Origin of the sequence: Xanthomonas massiliensis (assembly GCF_900018785.1) — a bacterium.
In the GTDB taxonomy this organism is placed as follows: Bacteria; Pseudomonadota; Gammaproteobacteria; order Xanthomonadales; family Xanthomonadaceae; genus Xanthomonas_B; species Xanthomonas_B massiliensis.
In genome coordinates this window covers 187,279-205,470 of record NZ_FCOY01000006.1, presented here as the reverse complement: position 1 = coordinate 205,470, position 18,192 = coordinate 187,279, and the positions used below count along the sequence as shown (strand labels likewise).

Here is an 18,192-nt window from a genome sequence, read left to right as displayed (position 1 = left end):
CGGGAGCGCGATCGCCAAGCGCCCCTGGTGGCGCATCCCGACCCGGGCGGCGCCACCGGCCCAGCCACACCTGCCAGGCCGTTTCCCGGCCCGGCAACCGCAAGAACGGCATCGTGGCGGACCCGCAGGCCCCGCGCCTCCCGGCGGCCCTCCCTTCCCCGCGACACGACGCGCCACCGCGCCCATCATTCCCTTCACCATGTCCTCTATCGAAATCATCGCCGTCCTGGTCAACGTGCTCGGCGTCTGGCTGACCGCCCGCCGCATCCGCTGGTGCTGGCCGGTCGGCGTGGTCGCGGTGTTGCTCTATGCCTGGCTGTTCCACCAATGGAAGCTGTACTCGGACATGCTGCTGCAGTGCGTGTACGCGGTACTGCAGGGCTATGGCTGGTGGCAATGGAGCCGCGGCCGCCTGGCCGACGGGCGCATCGCGCCGACCGCGCTGCCGCGGCCGGAAATGCTGGCCTCGCTGGCGGCCGGCACGCTGGGCGCCATCGTCCTGGGCGTGGTCATGCACGCCTGGACCGATGCCGCCCTGCCCTGGGTGGATGCCACGCTCACCGCCTTCAGCCTGGTCGCCAGCTTCTGGGCGGCACGCAAGCGCATCGCCAGCTGGACCCTGTGGATCGTGCTCGACAGCGCCTACGTCGCCCTGTTCGCGTACAAGGCGCTGCCGCTGACCGCCGCCCTGTACGCCGGCTTCGTCGGCCTGGCCGTGTACGGCCTGCGCAGCTGGCGCGCCGAACGCCGGGCAGCCGCCGGTGCGGCCTGATCCCGGCGCCGCGGCCCGCCCCGCTACCATGGCGGCGACGCGGCCCTCCCGCCGCGACGGAATGCCCGTGGTCCCCCATCGCCAGCACGCCATCGCCGCCTCCCTGCTCGCCGGCATCGCCGCCGGCGAATGGGGCCCGGACCAGCGCCTGCCGGTGGAGCGCGAACTGGCCGAACGCTACGGCTGCACCCGCATCACCCTGCGCCAGGCCCTGCAGCAGCTGGAAGCGGAGGGCCGCATCTACCGCGAGAACCGGCGCGGCTGGTTCGTCAGCCCGGCGCGGATCCGCTACGACCCCACCTCCATCGCCGGCTTCATGCAGTACGTGGCCGCGCAGGGCCGCATCCCGCGCACCGAGCTGCTGTCCGCCCGGCGCCAGCCGGCCGGCGCCGACCTGGCCGCGCGCATGGCGCTGGCCACGCCGCAGGAGCAGGTATTCGTCCTGCACCGCCGCCGCTGGATCGACCGCCGCGCCGTGCTGCTGGAGACCAACGTGCTGCGCACCGACTGGGCCCCGGCCCTGCTCGACCACGACCTGGCCGGCTCGCTCGGCGCCGTGCTCGACGCCATGGGGCTGCACCTGGCCCGCAGCCGCCTGAGCCTGTTCCCCGCCGCCCTCGACGCCCGCCAGGCCACCCTGCTGCACTCCACCGCCGGCGCGCCCTGCCTGCACCTGCAACGCCTGAACTACGACGTCGACGACCGCATCGTCGAACTGGACCTGGAATCGTGGCGCCACGACGCGCTGGAAGTCGGGGTGGATGTGGTGGCGACCAGTTCTCATGGCCCGGCCAACACGGCCTTTCAAGAAAAATAGATTGATCACAATTAAGGTAACAACGCACCAATCTCAACCGGCTTGAATACTATGATGATCCAGCCGACAATCAATTGGTTGCCGGGGATTGCGTCAAGAAGGTTACGCCCGTCTTCCAAGCGCAACACGCCGAATGCAGAATATTGCAATGAGACAGAAATCCACAAATTGCGCATTTATTTTCCAATATTAATTATCAATAGCACCCTGAAAACAAAATAATAAATTCCAACTGGATAATAAATCTCAACTGGAGATAACAATGGGACGGTCATGGAAAGATCTGCATAGTAGTAGCCTAATTTTGTTGTGGGCAATATCGATTGCAGCGCAAGCACAGAGCCCGATCCCAGCCTATTACGAGCGCGTCAAGGCCTATACGGATGTTAAGTCGCTAAGCGATGCCCCTTTCGGCGAACGAATGAGTTTCTACAAGGGTGAAATTTCCTTCTTCCAGACCGATCTTACGCTATTGGGGAATGGCCCAGATATTATTGTCGCGCGTAGCTTCAACCCGATGGAAGAACCGATCCCAAGCAGTCCGCCAGGCTTCGGCGATTGGAGCATCAATATCCCACGCATGATGACTCGTAGCCCATCGCACGACCTGTGGACGAATCCGAGTGGCAACGGGCGTTGCACTGGCTTTTCTACAGGCGTCGCACTTACGGCACACGTGCCAGCGAATTTTTGGTGGAATGGCTACCAATTTATAGATATCGATGGACAAACCCGGGAAATAATCAAACGCGTACCAAGCAGTCCAGCAGCGCCGGGAGGCGTCGATGCCAACTTTCCGGCATTGACCACGGATAACTGGCAATTCGGGTGCCTGGCGAACACGGCCAACGCTACAGAGGGCGAAGGCTTTCTGGCCGTCGCGCCAAACGGTACCCGTTACTGGTTCGATTGGCTGGTGTTGAGTCGCGGCTATTCGCTGGAAGAAAGCCCCATCGGCAGTAAGCCGGCGGTCCACGACAACATCTACAACGCGATGCTGCTGGTCACTCGCATCGAAGACCAGTTCGGCAACTACCTGGTCTATGCCTACGATAATGATCGATTACTTTCCATTACCGCAAGTGATGGCAGATCGGTGAACTTCAGCTGGGATGCAGGAGCCAACAGAATCTTGCGGATGAGCGTCGCCAGCCGCATCTGGAGCTATACTTATAATAGTGGTTCATTGTCTTCGCTCACGTTGCCTGACGGCACCGCGACAACGTTCGATCTGGCTAGTTTCAAAACCACGCTTGGCTGGCAGAATGACGGTGCCTGTGGCGAAATAACCAGTTACGAGAATGCACCGATCTCCGGCTCGATGACGCTACCCTCCGGCCTGTCCGGTACTTTCACTGTGCAGGAAAAGTCGAAAGGCCGATCGAAGGTGCCTTACATCTGCAATCTCGACCTGAGCGGCACCTATCATATGGCGATTCCCGCGACTTACACTTCGCTATCGTTGCTAAGCCGCGTCTACTCGGGACCGGGCATCAATGCCGTGTGGACGTATGCCTACGGTCCGCTCAACGCTAGCTGGGACACGGCTTGCGGCAGCAATTGCACCACAACCGTCACGGTGGACGAGACCCGTCCGGAGGGCGTAGTCAAACGCTACACCTACAGCAACGAATGGAGCGCCTATGAAGGCAAACTGCTGTCCGTAGAAGAAATCTCCGGGAGCGCCGGCGGCACAAGGCTGACGACGTACGTCTATGCATCGACCTCGGGCATGCCATATCCCGATAAGGTCGGGCAGGCACTGACGCATGGCGTGTTATCCAATACCGCTCCCCTGCAAACATTGTCACCGCTGCGCCAGCAGGTGATTGCACAGGATGGCCAGGATTTCGTCCGTGCGGTTGATGTATTCGATGCCTTGGGGCGACCGCTGCAGATCACCAAACACAGCGAGCAGGTGCCATGAGGATCAGGCAAATGGAGGAAGCCGACGCTCGCGTGCATGCATCGCCGATAACACCGGCGGGAAATCAGTATTTCTACTGGATCCGGAAGTGTCTGTACCAGTTTGCTCTATGCATCCTGTGGCTGGCTTCGTACCCGATAGCGGCACAGACGACGACAGCCGCGCCACAGAGCGTATGTCTAGATTGCGATGGCAGCGACCCACCAGCGGCAAAAGTGTACGGCGCTACGTATGTGAGCCAATCGGTGCCAACCAGCCTGCAGGCTGGACAGACGTCGTCTGTGACGATCAGTTTCAAGAACACGGGCAGTCTGGTCTGGGCCGCTTCCGCCGTGGCGCTGGGTACGACGAGCACGGCTTGGGGCGTGAGCCGAGTCGCACTGCCAGGCAACAGCACGAGCCTGAACGCAATTGCGACCTTGACGTTCACCGTAACGGCGCCAAGCACCGCGGGGATTTATACCTTTCAATGGCAGATGGTCAATGAAAACGGCACGGGCTGGTTCGGCGAGCCCTCGCCGAACGTGACCATTCAGGTCACAGAGCCACCCGTCGACAACGCCGAATACGTAAGCCAGAGCGTACCGGCGAGCCTGACCGCGGGTCAGGTGGCTACGGTCAGCATGCAGATGAAGAACACGGGGACGACAACCTGGACGACCGGGCAGAATTACCGGTTCGGGTCGTCCAATCCTATCGACAACCTCACCTGGGGCCTGGACCGGCTCGAGCTGCCCGGCGATGTGGCTCCCGGACAGACGGTGACGTTCAACTTCGATATTACTGCGCCCGTCACCACCGGCAACTACGACCTGCAGTGGCGGATGGTGCGCGAAGGCGTAGCCTGGTTCGGCGATCCCACAACCAACGTGAGCGTCGCGGTGACAGCGCCATTGCCGGCTGATCCTCCGCCGACGAGCGATCCACCGCCGGCCTCGCCGACGAGCAGCTACAGCCAGGTCGAGGAGATCACCTACTACGACGACACGACCCATTGGGTGCTCGGGCAAGTGGCCCAGCGCAAGATCAACGGGATCGTGGTGGAGGCCACCACGTTCGACACGGCCACCGCCCAACCGTTGACGCAATCGACCTACGGCAAGCTGCGCCAGACGGTGACCTACAACGCCGACGGCACGGTGGCCACGGTGAAGGACGGCAACAACAACGTCACTACGCTGGCGAACTGGAAACGCGGCATCCCCCAGGCCATCACCTATGCCGACGGCACCACGCAATCTGCGGGAGTGGACGACAACGGCTGGATCACCTCGATCACCAACGAGATGGGCAGCAAGACTTGCTACGCCTACGACGCGATGGGCCGGATCAGCCAGATCACTTACCCCTCGGAAACCCAGGTCGGGGCATGCGACACCTCGCACTGGAATGCCACCGTGCAGACGTTCGAGCCCGTCAACGGCAGCGAGTACGGGTTGCCGGCAGGCCATTGGCGCCAGACCGTCGCCACCGGCAATGCGCGCAAGATCACCTATTACGACGCGCTGTGGCGGCCACAGCTCACGCGGGAGTACGACGCGGCCGACGAGACCGGCACGATCCGTTTCCAGCGCTTCGCCTACGACCATGAAGGTCGAGTGACGTTCGCTTCCTATCCGGGCAGCAGCGACAGCCTGAGCACCGGCACCTGGACCGAGTACGACGCGCTGGGCCGGGTGACCGCGGTGGCCCAGGACAGCGAGCAGGGTCTGCTGGTCACCACCACCGAGTACCTGGCCGGGGCCCAGACCCGGGTGACGAACCCGCGCGGGCAGCAGACCACTACCCGGTACATGGCCTACGATCAGCCCACCACCGACTGGCCGGTGGCCATCAGCAGCCCGGAGGGAGCCACCACCGAAATCGTGCGCGACGCGTTCGGCAAGCCGATGACGATCGCTCGCCGCAACGACGATGGCAGCCTGTCGCTGACGCGCCGTTACGTCTACGCATGGGACCAGAGCCTGTGCAAGGCGATCGAACCGGAGACCGGCGCCACGGTTTTCTACAACGATGGCGCGGACAACCTGTCCTGGTCGGCCGGCGGGCTGGACCTGCCGTCCACCGCGGACTGCAACTTCGGCGAAGCCCAGTCCAGCGGCCGGCTGGTGGGTCGCACCTACGATGCCCGCAACCGGCTGCTGACCCTGAACTTCCCGGACGGCCGGGGCAACCAGACCTGGACCTACACGGCCGACGGCCTGCCGGCGACGATCACGACGAGCAATGCCCCCGACGATCAGCAACGGGTGGTCAACGCCTACAGCTATAACGGACGGCGCTTGCTGACGGGAGAAAGCAGCAGCCAGCCCGACTGGTACATCTGGAGCCTGGGCTATGGCTACGACGCCAATGCCCACCTGAGCGTGCAGACGTATCCGACCGGCCTGCAGCTGGACTATGCCCCCAATGCGCTGGGCCAGCCGACCCGGGCGGGCAGCTATGCCACCGGGGTGAGCTACTTCCCGAACGGGGCGATCGCGCAGTTCACCTACGGCAACGGCATCGTGCACACGATGCAGCCCAACGCCCGGCAGCTGCCGGCGCGCAGCACCGACAGCGGCGTGCTGGACCTGGGCTACGGCTACGACGGCAACGCCAACGTCGCCCAGATCACCGACTACGTCGATGGCCGGCAGACCCGGACGATGAGCTACGACGGGCTGGACCGGCTGATCCTGGCCACCAGCCCCATGTGGGGAACGGCCAGCTACGCCTACGACGTGCTGGACAACCTGACCCACGTGGCGGTGGGCGCCTCGAACAACCTGGCCGCCCGCGACCAGGCCTACTGCTACGACGGCCACCATCAGCTGACCAACGTCAAGACGGCCAGCTGCGACGGCGCCACGGTGATCGGGCTGGGATACGACCTGCAGGGCAACCTGAGCAACAAGAACGGCCAGGTCTACGGCTTCGACTACGGCAACCGGCTGCGCGAAGTGACCGGCCAGGAGTACTACCGCTACGACGGCCAAGGGCGGCGGGTGCTGTCCTCCAACCCGGCACTGGGGAATTACTTATCGATCTACAGCCAGGCCGGACAAATCCTGTATCAGCAAGACAGCCGGGCGCCTAAGACATCAGCCATTGAAAACATCTATCTGGGCGGTAGCCTGGTTGCTATCCGCGAACGGGATTGGAGCAATGATGTCGTAACCATCAAGTACCAGCACACCGATGCATTGGGCAGCCCAGTGGTAGTGACCGACACGGCCGGCAACGTGCTCACCCGGACGGAGTACGAACCGTATGGGCAACAGACGAACCGGCCGATCACGGACGGAGTGGGCTACACCGGGCACGTGCAAGACGCGGCGACCGGGCTGGTGTATATGCAGCAGCGCTACTACGATCCCACTATCGGGGCATCTCTCAGCGTTGATCCTGTCACCGCTTATGACAATGGCGATATGCGGTTTTTCAATCGCTACGCGTATGCCTTCAACAACCCTTACAAGTTCACCGATCCAGATGGCCGATGCCCTTCTTGTGCGGGGGCAGCAATCGGCGCTGGCTTGGATTTTGTAATTCAGGTCGCTGAGATTGGGATGGGAACCCGTACTGAGATTGATGGGACGAGCATTCTGATCTCGGCTGGAACTGGCGCTCTTGGTGTAGGGCTTGCAGGAAAGGTAGGGCGAATTGGGGGGTTGCTTGTTGACGTAGCTATGAGTGCGGGCTCCACAGCAGCCAAGGGAGAAGAGGTCACTGTTGGTGGAGTAGTTGCCGACGTGGCGTTCGGTCGAGCAGGCGGTGCGGCTGCGGAACGTGCAATCGTTAAGACGGCTGAGCATAAGGTTGCTCAGCGACAAGCAAACCGGCTTGAACGAATAGGCAACAAGCCTGGCGCGAGAAATGCACAGCAAGAGCGTGCCCGTACGGCTGGACCTGCCCTGCAAAGAAGTGTAGAGCAGAAAGCTGCGCAAGCAGGTGTAGTGTCATCGGGCGTGGGGTCAGCCGTAGAGAAGCAAGTTGAGCGCAAGATCGACGAGGAGAAGTTACGATGACCCCGTCGTCTGCTGCTGTTCTCGTGTTGGCTGTCGCATGTGCCTACTCGAATGCGCTCTTCCTGCCGAATCCGAAGAAGGTTCTTAAGGCGCGTGATGCAAGATCCATAGGGATAGTGGTTTGCGTTGTGGTGACAAATTTAGTGCTTTGGTATTTGACGGAGTTCGATCCGCTAATTTGTCTGCTGGTGTGGTTGCCAGCAATCGCTGGGATAACTGCGGCTTGGTTGCTTCGCGGGAGTAGAAATGGCGGGAGGTAATTGCAGTAACGGTTCCAGGTTCACTTCCTGATCGCCCATGAAAAACAAGGCCCGCATCCGCGGGCCTTGTCGTTGTTGCGGTGTGCGTTGGCTCAGAACCCGCACCTGCTGATGCCGTGCCGGTAGTCGTGATCCCACGCCATGCGCCGCGACGCCTGCATGGCGCGTGCGGTGAACGCATCGATGCTGTCGCCGCCGTGCTGCCGCAGCCACGCGCTGCCGGCGTCCTGCGCGTCGGCAAATCCTTCCACGCCGAACTCGCGCCGCTCGACCGTGCCGCCGTCGGCGCACAGCGTCAGCCGCCACCCGACCACCGGCGGCGGGATCGGCGCCAGCGGTTCCCCGTGCACCGCGAGCCAGGCGTCTTCCATCATCCGCGTGATCGAATCCGCGTCGCGCTGCCTGCGGATCGGATCGATGATGAAAGCGTGGCGCGGCGTGGTCATGGAGTGTGGTCCGGTTGGGGTGATGGCGATGCGGCTACCGATCCAGCGGCGCGACGAACGCCCGCGCCTTGTCGGCGTCGGCCGTCCACCGCGAGCTCTGGTTGGTGCGCCGGCAAATGTCGTGGACACGTTGCCCGAAACAACGCCGGGTCTTGTCGAGGTTGAAGTCCCTGATGTGAGCCAAATCGTTCGCGGTGATACTGACTTTTATGCGGGCGGATTCAACTCTCGATCGCAACACCCAAGGTTGTGAAGAGGCCCAGGCGACCTGACCTGAGCAGCTTCACCGCCAAGTGGAGTTGCCCATGGCCAATGGCCGCCTGAACCAGCACGAACGATATCGCATCCACGCCTTGCATGAAGCCGGCTGTTCCCTTCGCGGGATCGCGTTTGCTCTGGATCGTGCGCCCAGCACGATCAGCCGCGAGTTGCGGCGCAACAGCCCTGGTCGGTGTTACGACCCTGCCCAGGCACAGCGGATCAGTGACCATCGCCGTTCACAGGCCAGCCGTCGCAAACGCATCGGCCCGGAGCACATCGCGCGGATCGAAGCGTGCCTTCGCGAAGACTGGAGCCCGGAGCAGGTGGCAGGCGCCACCGGACTGGCGAGCCACGAGTGGATCTATCAGCACATCTACGCAGAACAGCGGCGCGGGGGCACCCTGTTCAAGACCTTGCGCCGCCGTCGGCGCCAGCGCCGCAGGCGTGGGATGCGCGATGGCCGGGGCCAGCTTCGGCACCGCCGCAGTTGGCGTGAACGCCCTGCAGTGGTCGAACAGCGCTCCCGCCTGGGCGACTGGGAGATCGACTCGATGCACGCCTCGAGCGGCAAGACGGTTGTGGTGACCATGACCGAACGACGCTCCCGGCTCCACCTGCTGGCCAAGTCGGTCGATCGCACGGCCGAGAACGTAATGCGCGCCATCGTCGGCAGGTTGGGCCGCGTACGCGATGGCGTGCATACGCTGACCGCCGACAACGGCAAGGAGTTCGCCGAACACCAGACCATCGCTGCCTCCCTGCAGGCAGATGTCTACTTCGCCGATCCGTACTCGGCCTGGCAGCGTGGCAGCAACGAGAACGCCAACGGACTGACCCGACAGTACCTTCCACGAGGCATGGACTTCGCGGCCATCACCGATGAACAATTGCGCTGGGTCGAGCAACGGCTCAACACGCGACCACGCAAGACACTAGGATTCAAGACGCCCCTCGACGTCTTCGTCAAGGAGTTCAGCAATTGTGTTGCGAATCAAAGTTGAATTCGCCGCGCATGTCTTTTTAAGTGTTGGCGCTAAGCAAAAGTTCTGGCGAAAGGTGGCTCACGCTGACGTTGTGGGCGAGGTAGATGTCTTATTCAGGAACAGTAGTGATTACGGCAAGTCAAAGCAGAAGACGTCGAACAATTGGTTCGTTTGGCAAATCGATGGCCCTTACATGCATGTCGGCGCATTGTCTGGCCCTTACCGAAATGCGGAAGTCGGAGTTGTAGTGCCCCCTGACAGCTTGGTGTATCGGATGAATAGCGGGACTTATGACTTCTTTTACCCGGAGCCGGAGTGATCCAGTGAAGAGCGATTGAAGCCCGCTTCGGCGGGCTTTTGCTGCCAGTTCGGTCGGGGGTGAAGCAACTGCGATAGCCGGGGGCGGATTCAACTCTCGATCGCAACACCTACCTCAGGGTCAGGTTCACTTTCTGATCGCCCATGACGCACAAGGCCCGCATCGCTGCGGGCCTTGTTGTTTGCGGGGTTGTGGTGCGCGGCTACTGAGGACGCTAAGCGGCTGAAGGCGTTTGAATCTGGAGAACGGATAAAGGAGCCAGAGGAAATATCCGATGGCCATCGACGGCCCGGAGGAGGCCACCACCGAAATCGTGCGCGACGCGTTCGGCAAGCCGACGACGATCAGCTGCCGCAACGGACCCGGCTGCGTCTGCAACGCCAACGCCGGCCAGATCCCGGGTGTGCGAGGAATGCCCGCATCCCGTTCTTCTATTCTATTCCGCCGCCCCATCGAACAATTCGCCCTGCGGATCCTGTGGCGGTTGCGCGGCGAACTGCTGCGCGAGCAATTCGCGCTCGGCGTGCAGGGGGTCGCGCATGAGGAAGGCGGCCAGGCGGGCGTGCCAGGCCGGCCAGCGCGCGGCCAGGGCGTCCAGGTCGCCGTCGGCCGGGCCGCCCTCGCCGCTGCGGGCGACGAAGGCGGTCTCGCACAGCACGTTGCGCCAGCCCAGACCGGCCAGGCGCAGGCTCAGGTCCACCAGGGCGCCGTACCAGGAGCCGTAGCTGGCCGTGTCCAGGCCGCCGGCCCTGGCGCGGGCGCGGCCCCGCAGGAGCACGGCGTGGGCGACGGCATTGGGCAGTTCCGGATGCACCGGCGGCAACATGGCACAGGCGGCGGCCAGCCGGGCCGGTTCGTCCGGCACCGGGTTGATCTCGCCCAGCCGGGGCCAGGCCGCGGTTTCGCCGGCGTTGCTCCACGGCGTGGCGGTGGCGATGGCGGCATCGCGCGCCAGGCAGTCGGCCAGCCGCTGCAGCCAGCCCGGCAGCGGGCGCGCGTCGGGGGCGAGCACGACCACGTCCAGCGCGCCGCAGGCACCCAGCATCTGGTCCAGGTGCGCGACCTCGCCCACCGCGCGCTCGCGCCGGCTGTAGGTGGCCTGCAGCCGGGTGCGAGCGAGCCAGCCGTCGATCACCGCGCGGGCGCGCGGACCGGCCTGCGCATCGTCGCCCAGCCACACCCGCGTGCCCGCGGGGGTGGCCTGCTCCAGCGCCCCCAGGCAGGCATCCAGCGCGGCATCGTCCACGCATGCCGGCAGCAGCACGATCGGCAGGGACGCGTTCACTGCCGGACGGGGTTGCGGATGGGGTCCATCGCGCGGAAACGCTGGCCGTACTCGTCGGTCAGGTCGATGGCCTCCTGCGGGTTGCGCACCAGGGTGGGCGTGAGCAGCACGATCACCTCGTTGCGGCGGTGGCTCTGGGTCTTCTGCCCGAACAGCGCGCCGACCACCGGCAGGCGGCTGAGGAACGGCAGGCCGGAGGAGCCGTCGGTGGTGCTGTCGTCGATCAGCCCGGCCAGCATCACCGTGTCGCCGGCGCGCACCGCGGCCTCGGTCTGCATGCGCCGGGTGTTGATGCGGTAGTTGCCGTACTGGTCGCGGTCGCCCTCCGGCGCGCTGATCTCCTGGACGATGTCCAGGAACACCATGCCGTCGCGGGTCACCCGCGGGCGCACCTTGAGGATGGTGCCGGTCTCCAGGTACTGCACGCTGGTGTAGGTGTTGTCGCCGATGGTGGAGACCGAGGTCGAGTTGACTGGGATCCGGCTGCCGACGTTGAGCGTGGCGGTGGCGTTGTTGCGCACGAACAGCGAGGGGGTCTGCAGCAGGCGCACGTTGGAGACCTTGTCCAGCGCGCTGATGATCGCCGCCGCGTTTTTGCCGAGGAAGGTCCAGGCGGCGCCGTCGCCGGTGACCTTGCCGGCGATGTCGCCCCAGATGCTGCGGCCGGCGGCGCTGGGCAGGCCGGCGCCGCTCATGCCGATGGCGCTGCTGCCGTCGCTCGCGCCATCGACCGCCTGTTCGAAATACCAGTTCACGCCGTAGCTGAGCTCGCCGGTGAGCGCCACCTCGGCCACCTGTGCCTCGATGTGCACCTGCAGCGGCATCACGTCGAGCTTCTCCACGACCTCGCGGATCGAGCGCCAGGCCTGCGGCGTGGACCGCACCAGCAGGGTGTTGGTCTCCTCCACCGCCGACACGCCGACGCGGTCGCCGTCCACTTCCAGGGTGACGCTGCCGTTGCCGCTGCCGCGCTGGGGCAGCGCCAGGCTGCCCTCGCCCAGGCCGCCGCCGGTAGAGGTGGAACCGGACGTGGAGGACGCCCCGCCGGTACCCAGGCCACTGGCGGACAGGCCGCCGTCGCGGCTGCCGTCGCCGCCGCCCGCGTTGCCGCCGTCCAGTTGCACCGGGGTGGCCCCCGGCGCCAGCGCTGCGGCACCGTCGCCACGGCCGCTCCCGCCGGCGCCGAACACCTCGCCCAGCCGGTCGGCCAGTTCGCGCGCCTTGACGTACTTGAGCTCGTAGGAGAACAGGCGGCTGCCGCCGCCGGCACCGTCGATGCGCTCGAGCCAGTCGCGGATCTGGTCCAGGTAGCGTGCCTGCGGGGTGATCACCATGATCGCGTTGGCGTTGTCCAGCGGCATGAAGCGCAGCATGCCGGCGCTGGGCGTGCCGCTGTTGGCGCCGAACACCTTCTCCAGGTCCGAGGCCACGCGCTCGGCGCGCCCGCTCTGCAGCGGGAACACGCCCACCGACATGCTCGCCATCCAGTCCACGTCGAACACGGCGATGGTGCGCAGGTAGTTCTCCAGTTCGGCGCGGGTGCCGGCCACGGTGATGACGTTGCGGCCGTTGTCGACGTTGACGATGGCGTTGGGCCGCGCGTACGGCTCGAGCACCTTCTTCATCTCGGTGGCGGAGATGTAGCGCAGCGGCACCACGCGCGCCTCGAAGCCGCGCGCGGCCGCGGCCGGGGCGGTGCTGGGCGCGACGTTGCCGGCCACCGCCTGGTCGGCCGGCACGATGTTGTAGCGCCCGCCGCTGAAGACCATGCGCGCGTTGTTCCAGCCCAGCACCATCTCCAGCAGGTTCAGCGCCTGCGCCGGCGAGACCGGGTTGGGCGTGGCCAGGGTCACGGTGCCCTGCACCCCCGGGGCGATCACGTAGTTCTGGCCGAGCAGGTCGCCGAGGATCGCCTTGACCACCGCCTGCACCGACTCGCCCTCGAAATTGAAGGTGGCCGTGCCATTGCCCGCGGTCGCCAGCGACGGCGGGCGCCGCGCGGCGGCCGCGCGGTCGATCACCTCGCCGTTGCCGCGCCGGATCAGCGGCTGCAGCGCCGCCGCCTCGTCCTGGCTGTCCCGCTCCACTTGCGCACGCGTGTCCAGCGTGGCCGCCGGTGCCGGGTGGCGCTGCACCGTCGGCGGCGGGGTGCTGGCGCAGCCGGCGAGCAGGCCGATCAGCAGCGGGAAGGAGACGATGCGTCGCTTCATGCGGTCACTCTCGATCATGGACGGGGGGCCACGCCACCGGCCTGTTGCTGCATCTGCTGGCGGCGCGCGCGGATGCGCTCGCGGATGGCATCCAGGGTCTGCGGGTCCGGCGCCGGGGCCGCCTGGCCGGGGGCCTGGCCGGGAGCCCGGTCGTTCGCCGGTGGCGGGGTCCCGCCGGACACCGGCGGCCGCGACGGGCCGCCAGGTGCGGGCGCGCCCGCTGCGGCCGCAGGAACCGGAGCGGGGCCTGCAGGCGCCGACGGCGCCGCGCCGCCCGGGCCCGCAGGCGTTCCCTGCCCGTCGAACACCTGCAGCACCAGGGTCTGCACCCCGCCAGGGCCCTCGACCGTGGCCTGGCGCGGTTGCAGGTCCAGCAGGCGCCAGCCTCCCTGTGCCTCGCCCTGTAGGCGCAGGCGCAGCGACTGGCCCTGCCCGGTGGTCAGGGTCGCCAGCGACAGCTGCGGCGTGATCAGCACGCCGGTCAGGCGCGGTACCTCGGCCGGGGCCTGGCCGGCCTGTCCGCCCAGGAAGAACGGATGCGGGCGCCGGTCGGGCGCGAACAGCGGGCGCGCGGCGATCCCGGCGTAGTCGGCGTCCGGCCGCAGCGGCGCGGCGAGCGCCGGCGCCAGTCGCGGCAGAGCGACGGCCCCGCGCTCGGCCGGGAGCGGGGGCGAGGCGAGCCTGGTACCCATGCCGGCCAGCGCCAGCGCCCAGGCCAGCGCGGCCCAGGTCGCCAGCGCCGCCGGCAGCAGCACGCGCCAGGCCGGCGCTTCAAGGCGCATGGTCGTCGCCTCCCGGGGGAACCGGCGCCGGCGCCGCGGCCGGGGCCAGGTAACCGGCCAGCACGAATTCCGCATCCAGGCCGCCGTCCTCGGTACGGCCGGGGCCGCCGCCCGCGCCGCGCACGGCCAGCACGTTCAGGTCGTCCACGAACAGGCGCGGGGTCCCGCCTTCCAGCGCGTACAGCACCTGCGCCAGTTCCGGCGTGCCGCAGCGCAGGCGCACCTGCACGGCCACCCGGGTGAAGCGCTCGCGTTGTTCCGGGGGCAACGGCGACCGGTTGCTGACCTGGCAGCTGCGGTTGCCGGGACTGGCCGTGGCCACGGCCGCCTCGAGCCGCTGCACCAGCGCCGCCGAAGCCAGCTCCGCCGAGGTTTCCGGCAGGAATCCCGGTTGCCCGTCCAGGGCCCGGCGGGTCCCGGCCAGGGCCGCGGCCACCGCCCCGGCCTGGTCCAGCTGCGCCTGCATGCGCTGCTGCCGCGCCTGCAGCGCGGCGATTTCCGCATCGGCGGTACGCAGCGGCACGGTGAACGCGGGATGCACCGTCGTCAGGTAGGCCAGCGCCAGCACGGCCAGCAGCAGGCCCAGGGCCAGCCAGCGCTCGCGCTCAGGGACGGGCGTCGCCATCGGCGGCCTCCCCGGGACGATCGCCGGGCCCGAGCTGGGCGACGAGGGTGAAGCGGTCGCGGCCGGCGCCGTCGCCCTGCAGCACGCCGGTCAACGCCGGCTTGTGCCACAGCGGCGAGCCTTCCAGCCGGCCGACCAGCGCCGAGGCCTGCGCGCTGGTGCCGATGAGCTGCAGCTGGCCGCTCTCCAGGGCGAACTTCTCCAGCACGGTGTCGTCGGGCAGGCGTCGGGTCAGTTCGTCCCAGACCGCGATGGCCGGCGGTCGCGCGGCGCGCTGGCGGTCGAGGAAGGCCGCGCCGTCCACCAGGTCGGCCAGCTGCTGGCGCTCGGCCGCGACCTGGCGTGCCCGGGGTGCCTGCGCGGCGATCGCCGCGCGCAACGCCGCGGCGGCCTGGTGGCGGTTGTCGAGCAGCCTTGCGCCGGCCAGCGCCAGCAGCACGAGCGCCAGCGCCCACAGGCCCCACTGCCAGCGCCGCGTCGGATCGCGACGGCGATGGCGCTGCGCCGGCGGCAGCAGGTTCACGCCGAGCGGGTGGCCCTGCGCGTCGGCCGCGTCCACGCCGGACAGCGTGTCGGCCCAGCCGTCGAGCGCCGCCAGGGCCCGTTCCAGGCCATGCCGCGGCACGACCACCAGCTCGACCTCGACCTGGCCGCCAGCGAGCGGGCACAGCACGCGCGCGGCGTATTCGACCTGGGTCGGCGCGAACGGCGTCTGCCGATCGATCTCGAAGCGCACCACGTCGCCCAGCCGCGGCACCGCGGCGGCCGGCAGGCGCAGCGTGCGCCGCAGCACCTGCTCGTGCGCGAGCACCAGGTACCAGGGCAGCACCGCGGCGGCACCGGCCTGGCGTGCCGGCGGCGCCACCGGCCAGGGCAGGCACTGCGGCGCATCGACCTGCTCGTCGTGCTGGCGCGCCAGATACAGGCTGTCCTGGCCCCGCCACAGCAGCAGCCGCGCCGGGGCCAGTTGCCCGCGCCAGCGCGCCGGCACCCAGGCCAGCAGCGCACGCCGCCACCAGGCCAGCCATCCCTGTCCGCGCAGGCCGCCCTGTCCGAGGCGATCGCGCATGTCCTGAAGCACGCTCATTCCGCCGCCATCCCCTCTTCCCAACGCAGCACGGTATAGGCCGCCCCGCCTGCCGGCGATCCCCCCGGGCGCACCACCGCGCGAAGTTCGGCCATGCCGCCGCGCGCGGTCCGTGCCCTGCTCCGGATACTAAGCGGTGGGCCGGAAGGATCGAAAGCCGCGCCCGCCGGCGCGCCGCTGCCGGGCATGGCCGCCTCCCGGCGGCGCGCGAGCACCGCCTGCGCATCCACGCCCAGCGCGGCGAGCACCGCCTCCGGGGCGAAGGCCGAATCCGGGCGCGAGCGTCCTGCGAACACGGTCACGTCCTCGCGCAGCCGCGCGTAAAGCGCCGCGTCCATGCCCAGCACCCGCTGCACCTCGGCCACGCTCTGGAAGGGCGCGTTGGCCGGGCCGTACGGCAGGCCGGCGGCAGCGTAGTCGCGCGCCTCGCCCGCGGCACCGGCCTGGCCGAGGTCGTCGGCATCGCGCCAGTCCACGATCGCCCCTGCCACCCGGTCGGCCTGCGCCGGCGCCGCCCCCTCGGCACGTGCGAGCGCGGCCAGCAGCGCGCGGTCGGCCAGGTTCAGGTCCACCTTGCCGCTCTCGGCCACCAGCCGCAGTTCCACCTGCGAACCGTCGAAGGTCCAGGGATACAGGCGCCCGTCCGCCACCCAGGCCGGCCGCGCGGGCGTGCCGCGCAGGCGCGAGAGGGCGTACTCCAGGCCGGCGCGGGCATGCTCGGCGGCCAGCGCGCCGTCGTCCTGCACCGTCGCGCCCATCGCTTCCACCCGCGCGGTCAGGGCGAAGGCGCCGACCAGCGCGGTGAGCAGCACCACCAGCCACAGCACCAGCACCAGGGCGGCGCCGCGGGCACGGTGCGCGGTCACGGGCGCACCTGGCTGTTGCCGCCCTGCGGCAGGTTCACCACCAGCCCGGGCCACGGACCGCCGTCGGCTGCCGTGACCGCCACGGACACCTGCAACGGCAGGCGCCGGGCATCGTCCCAATGGTCGCGCCACGCCCCGAGCACGCCGGTGGCCGGGTCCACACCGCGATAACGGAAGGCGACCTGCGCCAGCCCGTCGGCCAGCAGGTCCGGCGTGCCGTCCGGTACGGGTGCCCGGGCCTGGGCCGCGCCGGGCGGCAACAGCGCCAGGGCCAGGCGCAACCGCTGCCGGGGCGCCTCGCCGTCCACCTCCAGCGCGTGCACGTAGGGACCGCCGTGGCCCAGGTAGGACGGCAGGTCGGCGACGAAGCGCATCCGCTGCGGCTCGCCGACGAAGCGCTGCGGTTGACCGGTGGCCGGATCGACCTGCATCGCCAGCGGCTGCGCCGCGGCCAGGTGCCGGCGCAGGAAGCCTTCCACGGCGCGGATGCGCTCGTTGCGCGTCGCCAGGGCCTCGCCGCGCTGGCTCACCGCCATGGCCGCGCGTACCGTAGCGAAGGCCAGCGCCAGCCCGGCCGCCAGCAGTACCGTCGCCAGCAGCACCTCGATCAGGGTGAAGCCGGCCGCGCGGCGGGCGACGGCGGTCACGGCACGGCCTCGGCGGTCGCGTCGGCCGCGGCCAGCCGCAGGCTGCGCCAGTGCAGCGCCTGTCCGGCCTGCTCGCCCCAGCGCACCTGCAAATCCAGTTGCAGCAGCCGCGCCGCGCCCGGTGCCGGGGGTGCGCCGGATTCGGCGTAGGAGACGATGGCCAGTTGCCAGCGGTAGCGGCCCTGCTCGAAATCGCCGTCGCGGCGGCCGGGGCGCAAGGCGATGTCGGTACCCAGCGTGGCCAGCAGCGACTGCGCATGCAGGGCGGCGCGACCGGCGTCGTCCGCGCCGCGGATCTGGCGCGCCGCACCGGACAGCGTGCCCAGCAGCAGGGTCAGCGCCAGCGCCAGCACGGCGAAGGCGACCACCACCTCGATCAGGGTGTAGCCGCGCTGTCCCCTCATGGCGCCGCCACCGGCGCCACGCGCACCTCGCCGGTCATCCAGGCCACGTCCACGCGCCAGCTCGCCTGGCGCAGCGCCAGCTCGATGCGCCCGCCGCTGGATGCCCCGTCCGGGAAGAACACGATGCTGCCGCTGCCTTCGCGCGGCTGTACCTGGCGCGCGCCGGTGAAGCGCAGGCGCATCCCTTCCGGCAGGCGGCCGCGATGGCCGTTGGCGCCCCGCCAGCGGCCATCGCCCAGGTCCAGCTCGAAGCGCTGCACCTGGCCGCTGGCCAGGGCGCGGACCCGGGCGAAGCGCAGCTCGGCGCCCACCTGGCGCGCCGCCGTGCGCAGGCGCGTGCCGTCCAGGCCGCCGTGCAACGCCGCCGCGGCCAGGCCCGCCATGGCGGCCACCAGCACGATCACCAGCAGCATCTCCAGCAGCGTCACGCCCGCCGCTGCCTGCCGCCGAGGCGGGCGCCGACGGCACGACGCGGCACGGGCGGGCATGGC

At 68.1% G+C, this 18,192-nt stretch carries 16 protein-coding genes; 5 read left to right on the top strand and 11 right to left on the bottom strand.

Going from position 1 to position 18,192, the window contains the following annotated elements; genetic code table 11:
* Positions 1-199 precede the first annotated feature (199 nt).
* On the top strand, positions 200-772 hold the full coding sequence (pnuC, locus tag BN3794_RS04190) for a nicotinamide riboside transporter PnuC (protein WP_066093836.1): 573 nt from the start codon (positions 200-202) through the stop codon (positions 770-772).
* 67 nt (positions 773-839) lie between these two features.
* Positions 840-1,589: a UTRA domain-containing protein gene (locus BN3794_RS04185; RefSeq protein WP_147675648.1), complete on the top strand. Its 750-nt coding sequence runs from the start codon at positions 840-842 to the stop codon at positions 1,587-1,589.
* Positions 1,590-1,600: 11 nt separating this feature from the next.
* Here the strand turns inward: BN3794_RS04185 and BN3794_RS16595 are convergent, their stop codons facing one another.
* A complete protein-coding gene (locus BN3794_RS16595; protein ID WP_160330888.1) occupies positions 1,601-1,765 on the bottom strand; it encodes a hypothetical protein in 165 nt (54 codons plus the stop codon).
* Positions 1,766-2,010: 245 nt separating this feature from the next.
* On the opposite strand from BN3794_RS16595, the gene BN3794_RS16240 reads away from it, so the two are divergent.
* Positions 2,011-3,516 (top strand): hypothetical protein, encoded by a 1,506-nt coding sequence (locus BN3794_RS16240; protein WP_160330887.1) that lies wholly within the window; start codon positions 2,011-2,013, stop codon positions 3,514-3,516.
* A gap of 11 nt (positions 3,517-3,527) precedes the next feature.
* Positions 3,528-7,526: an RHS repeat domain-containing protein gene (locus tag BN3794_RS04180; RefSeq protein WP_160330886.1), complete on the top strand. Its 3,999-nt coding sequence runs from the start codon at positions 3,528-3,530 to the stop codon at positions 7,524-7,526.
* A 352-nt stretch (positions 7,527-7,878) separates the two neighbouring features.
* On the opposite strand, the gene BN3794_RS04175 is transcribed toward BN3794_RS04180, so the two are convergent.
* Entirely contained in the window at positions 7,879-8,232 is a 354-nt protein-coding gene (locus tag BN3794_RS04175; protein WP_066093827.1) for a hypothetical protein, read from the bottom strand.
* Positions 8,233-8,537: 305 nt separating this feature from the next.
* On the opposite strand from BN3794_RS04175, the gene BN3794_RS04170 reads away from it, so the two are divergent.
* Positions 8,538-9,494: an IS30 family transposase gene (locus BN3794_RS04170; RefSeq protein WP_066093824.1), complete on the top strand. Its 957-nt coding sequence runs from the start codon at positions 8,538-8,540 to the stop codon at positions 9,492-9,494.
* Between the two features lie 737 nt (positions 9,495-10,231).
* Here BN3794_RS04170 and BN3794_RS04165 read toward each other — a convergent pair.
* From BN3794_RS04165 to xpsH, 9 genes are read right to left on the bottom strand one after another with little or no spacing between them, the layout of a single operon-like run.
* Complete coding sequence (locus BN3794_RS04165) at positions 10,232-11,080, bottom strand: glycosyltransferase family 2 protein (protein WP_066093821.1); 849 nt, start codon at positions 11,078-11,080, stop codon at positions 10,232-10,234.
* Complete coding sequence (gspD, locus tag BN3794_RS04160) at positions 11,077-13,290, bottom strand: type II secretion system secretin GspD (RefSeq protein WP_078059691.1); 2,214 nt, start codon at positions 13,288-13,290, stop codon at positions 11,077-11,079. The genes BN3794_RS04165 and gspD overlap by 4 nt, the downstream gene beginning before the upstream one ends.
* A 14-nt stretch (positions 13,291-13,304) precedes the next feature.
* Positions 13,305-14,072: a hypothetical protein gene (locus BN3794_RS04155; protein WP_066093814.1), complete on the bottom strand. Its 768-nt coding sequence runs from the start codon at positions 14,070-14,072 to the stop codon at positions 13,305-13,307.
* The gene (gene gspM / locus BN3794_RS04150) at positions 14,062-14,697 is read right to left on the bottom strand and encodes a type II secretion system protein GspM (RefSeq protein WP_066093811.1); all 636 of its coding nucleotides are present in this window, start codon (positions 14,695-14,697) and stop codon (positions 14,062-14,064) included. The genes BN3794_RS04155 and gspM overlap by 11 nt, the downstream gene beginning before the upstream one ends.
* Positions 14,678-15,784, bottom strand: coding sequence for a PilN domain-containing protein (locus tag BN3794_RS04145; RefSeq protein ID WP_066093808.1), 1,107 nt, complete (start codon positions 15,782-15,784; stop codon positions 14,678-14,680). The genes gspM and BN3794_RS04145 overlap by 20 nt, the downstream gene beginning before the upstream one ends.
* The gene (locus BN3794_RS04140) at positions 15,781-16,650 is read right to left on the bottom strand and encodes a type II secretion system minor pseudopilin (protein WP_066093805.1); all 870 of its coding nucleotides are present in this window, start codon (positions 16,648-16,650) and stop codon (positions 15,781-15,783) included. Before BN3794_RS04140 ends, BN3794_RS04145 begins: the two co-directional genes overlap by 4 nt.
* A complete protein-coding gene (locus BN3794_RS04135) occupies positions 16,647-17,297 on the bottom strand; it encodes a prepilin-type N-terminal cleavage/methylation domain-containing protein (protein ID WP_066093800.1) in 651 nt (216 codons plus the stop codon). Before BN3794_RS04135 ends, BN3794_RS04140 begins: the two co-directional genes overlap by 4 nt.
* Positions 17,294-17,701, bottom strand: a complete 408-nt coding sequence (xpsI, locus tag BN3794_RS04130; RefSeq protein ID WP_066093797.1) for a type II secretion system protein XpsI — start codon at positions 17,699-17,701, stop codon at positions 17,294-17,296. Before xpsI ends, BN3794_RS04135 begins: the two co-directional genes overlap by 4 nt.
* A complete protein-coding gene (gene xpsH / locus BN3794_RS04125; protein ID WP_066096961.1) occupies positions 17,698-18,189 on the bottom strand; it encodes a type II secretion system protein XpsH in 492 nt (163 codons plus the stop codon). The genes xpsI and xpsH overlap by 4 nt, the downstream gene beginning before the upstream one ends.
* Between the last annotated feature and the right edge of the window lie 3 nt (positions 18,190-18,192).

Bases quoted from the DNA above. Each gene is read 5' to 3' on its own strand.
- pnuC (WP_066093836.1), top strand. From the start codon at position 200: ATGTCCTCTATCGAAATCATCGCCGTCCTGGTCAACGTGCTCGGCGTC.
- BN3794_RS16595 (WP_160330888.1), bottom strand. From the start codon at position 1,765: ATGCGCAATTTGTGGATTTCTGTCTCATTGCAATATTCTGCATTCGGC.
- BN3794_RS16240 (WP_160330887.1), top strand. From the start codon at position 2,011: ATGAGTTTCTACAAGGGTGAAATTTCCTTCTTCCAGACCGATCTTACG.
- BN3794_RS04180 (WP_160330886.1), top strand. From the start codon at position 3,528: ATGGAGGAAGCCGACGCTCGCGTGCATGCATCGCCGATAACACCGGCG.
- BN3794_RS04175 (WP_066093827.1), bottom strand. From the start codon at position 8,232: ATGACCACGCCGCGCCACGCTTTCATCATCGATCCGATCCGCAGGCAG.
- BN3794_RS04170 (WP_066093824.1), top strand. From the start codon at position 8,538: ATGGCCAATGGCCGCCTGAACCAGCACGAACGATATCGCATCCACGCC.
- gspD (WP_078059691.1), bottom strand. From the start codon at position 13,290: ATGAAGCGACGCATCGTCTCCTTCCCGCTGCTGATCGGCCTGCTCGCC.
- BN3794_RS04155 (WP_066093814.1), bottom strand. From the start codon at position 14,072: ATGCGCCTTGAAGCGCCGGCCTGGCGCGTGCTGCTGCCGGCGGCGCTG.
- gspM (WP_066093811.1), bottom strand. From the start codon at position 14,697: ATGGCGACGCCCGTCCCTGAGCGCGAGCGCTGGCTGGCCCTGGGCCTG.
- BN3794_RS04145 (WP_066093808.1), bottom strand. From the start codon at position 15,784: ATGAGCGTGCTTCAGGACATGCGCGATCGCCTCGGACAGGGCGGCCTG.
- xpsI (WP_066093797.1), bottom strand. From the start codon at position 17,701: ATGAGGGGACAGCGCGGCTACACCCTGATCGAGGTGGTGGTCGCCTTC.
- xpsH (WP_066096961.1), bottom strand. From the start codon at position 18,189: ATGCCCGCCCGTGCCGCGTCGTGCCGTCGGCGCCCGCCTCGGCGGCAG.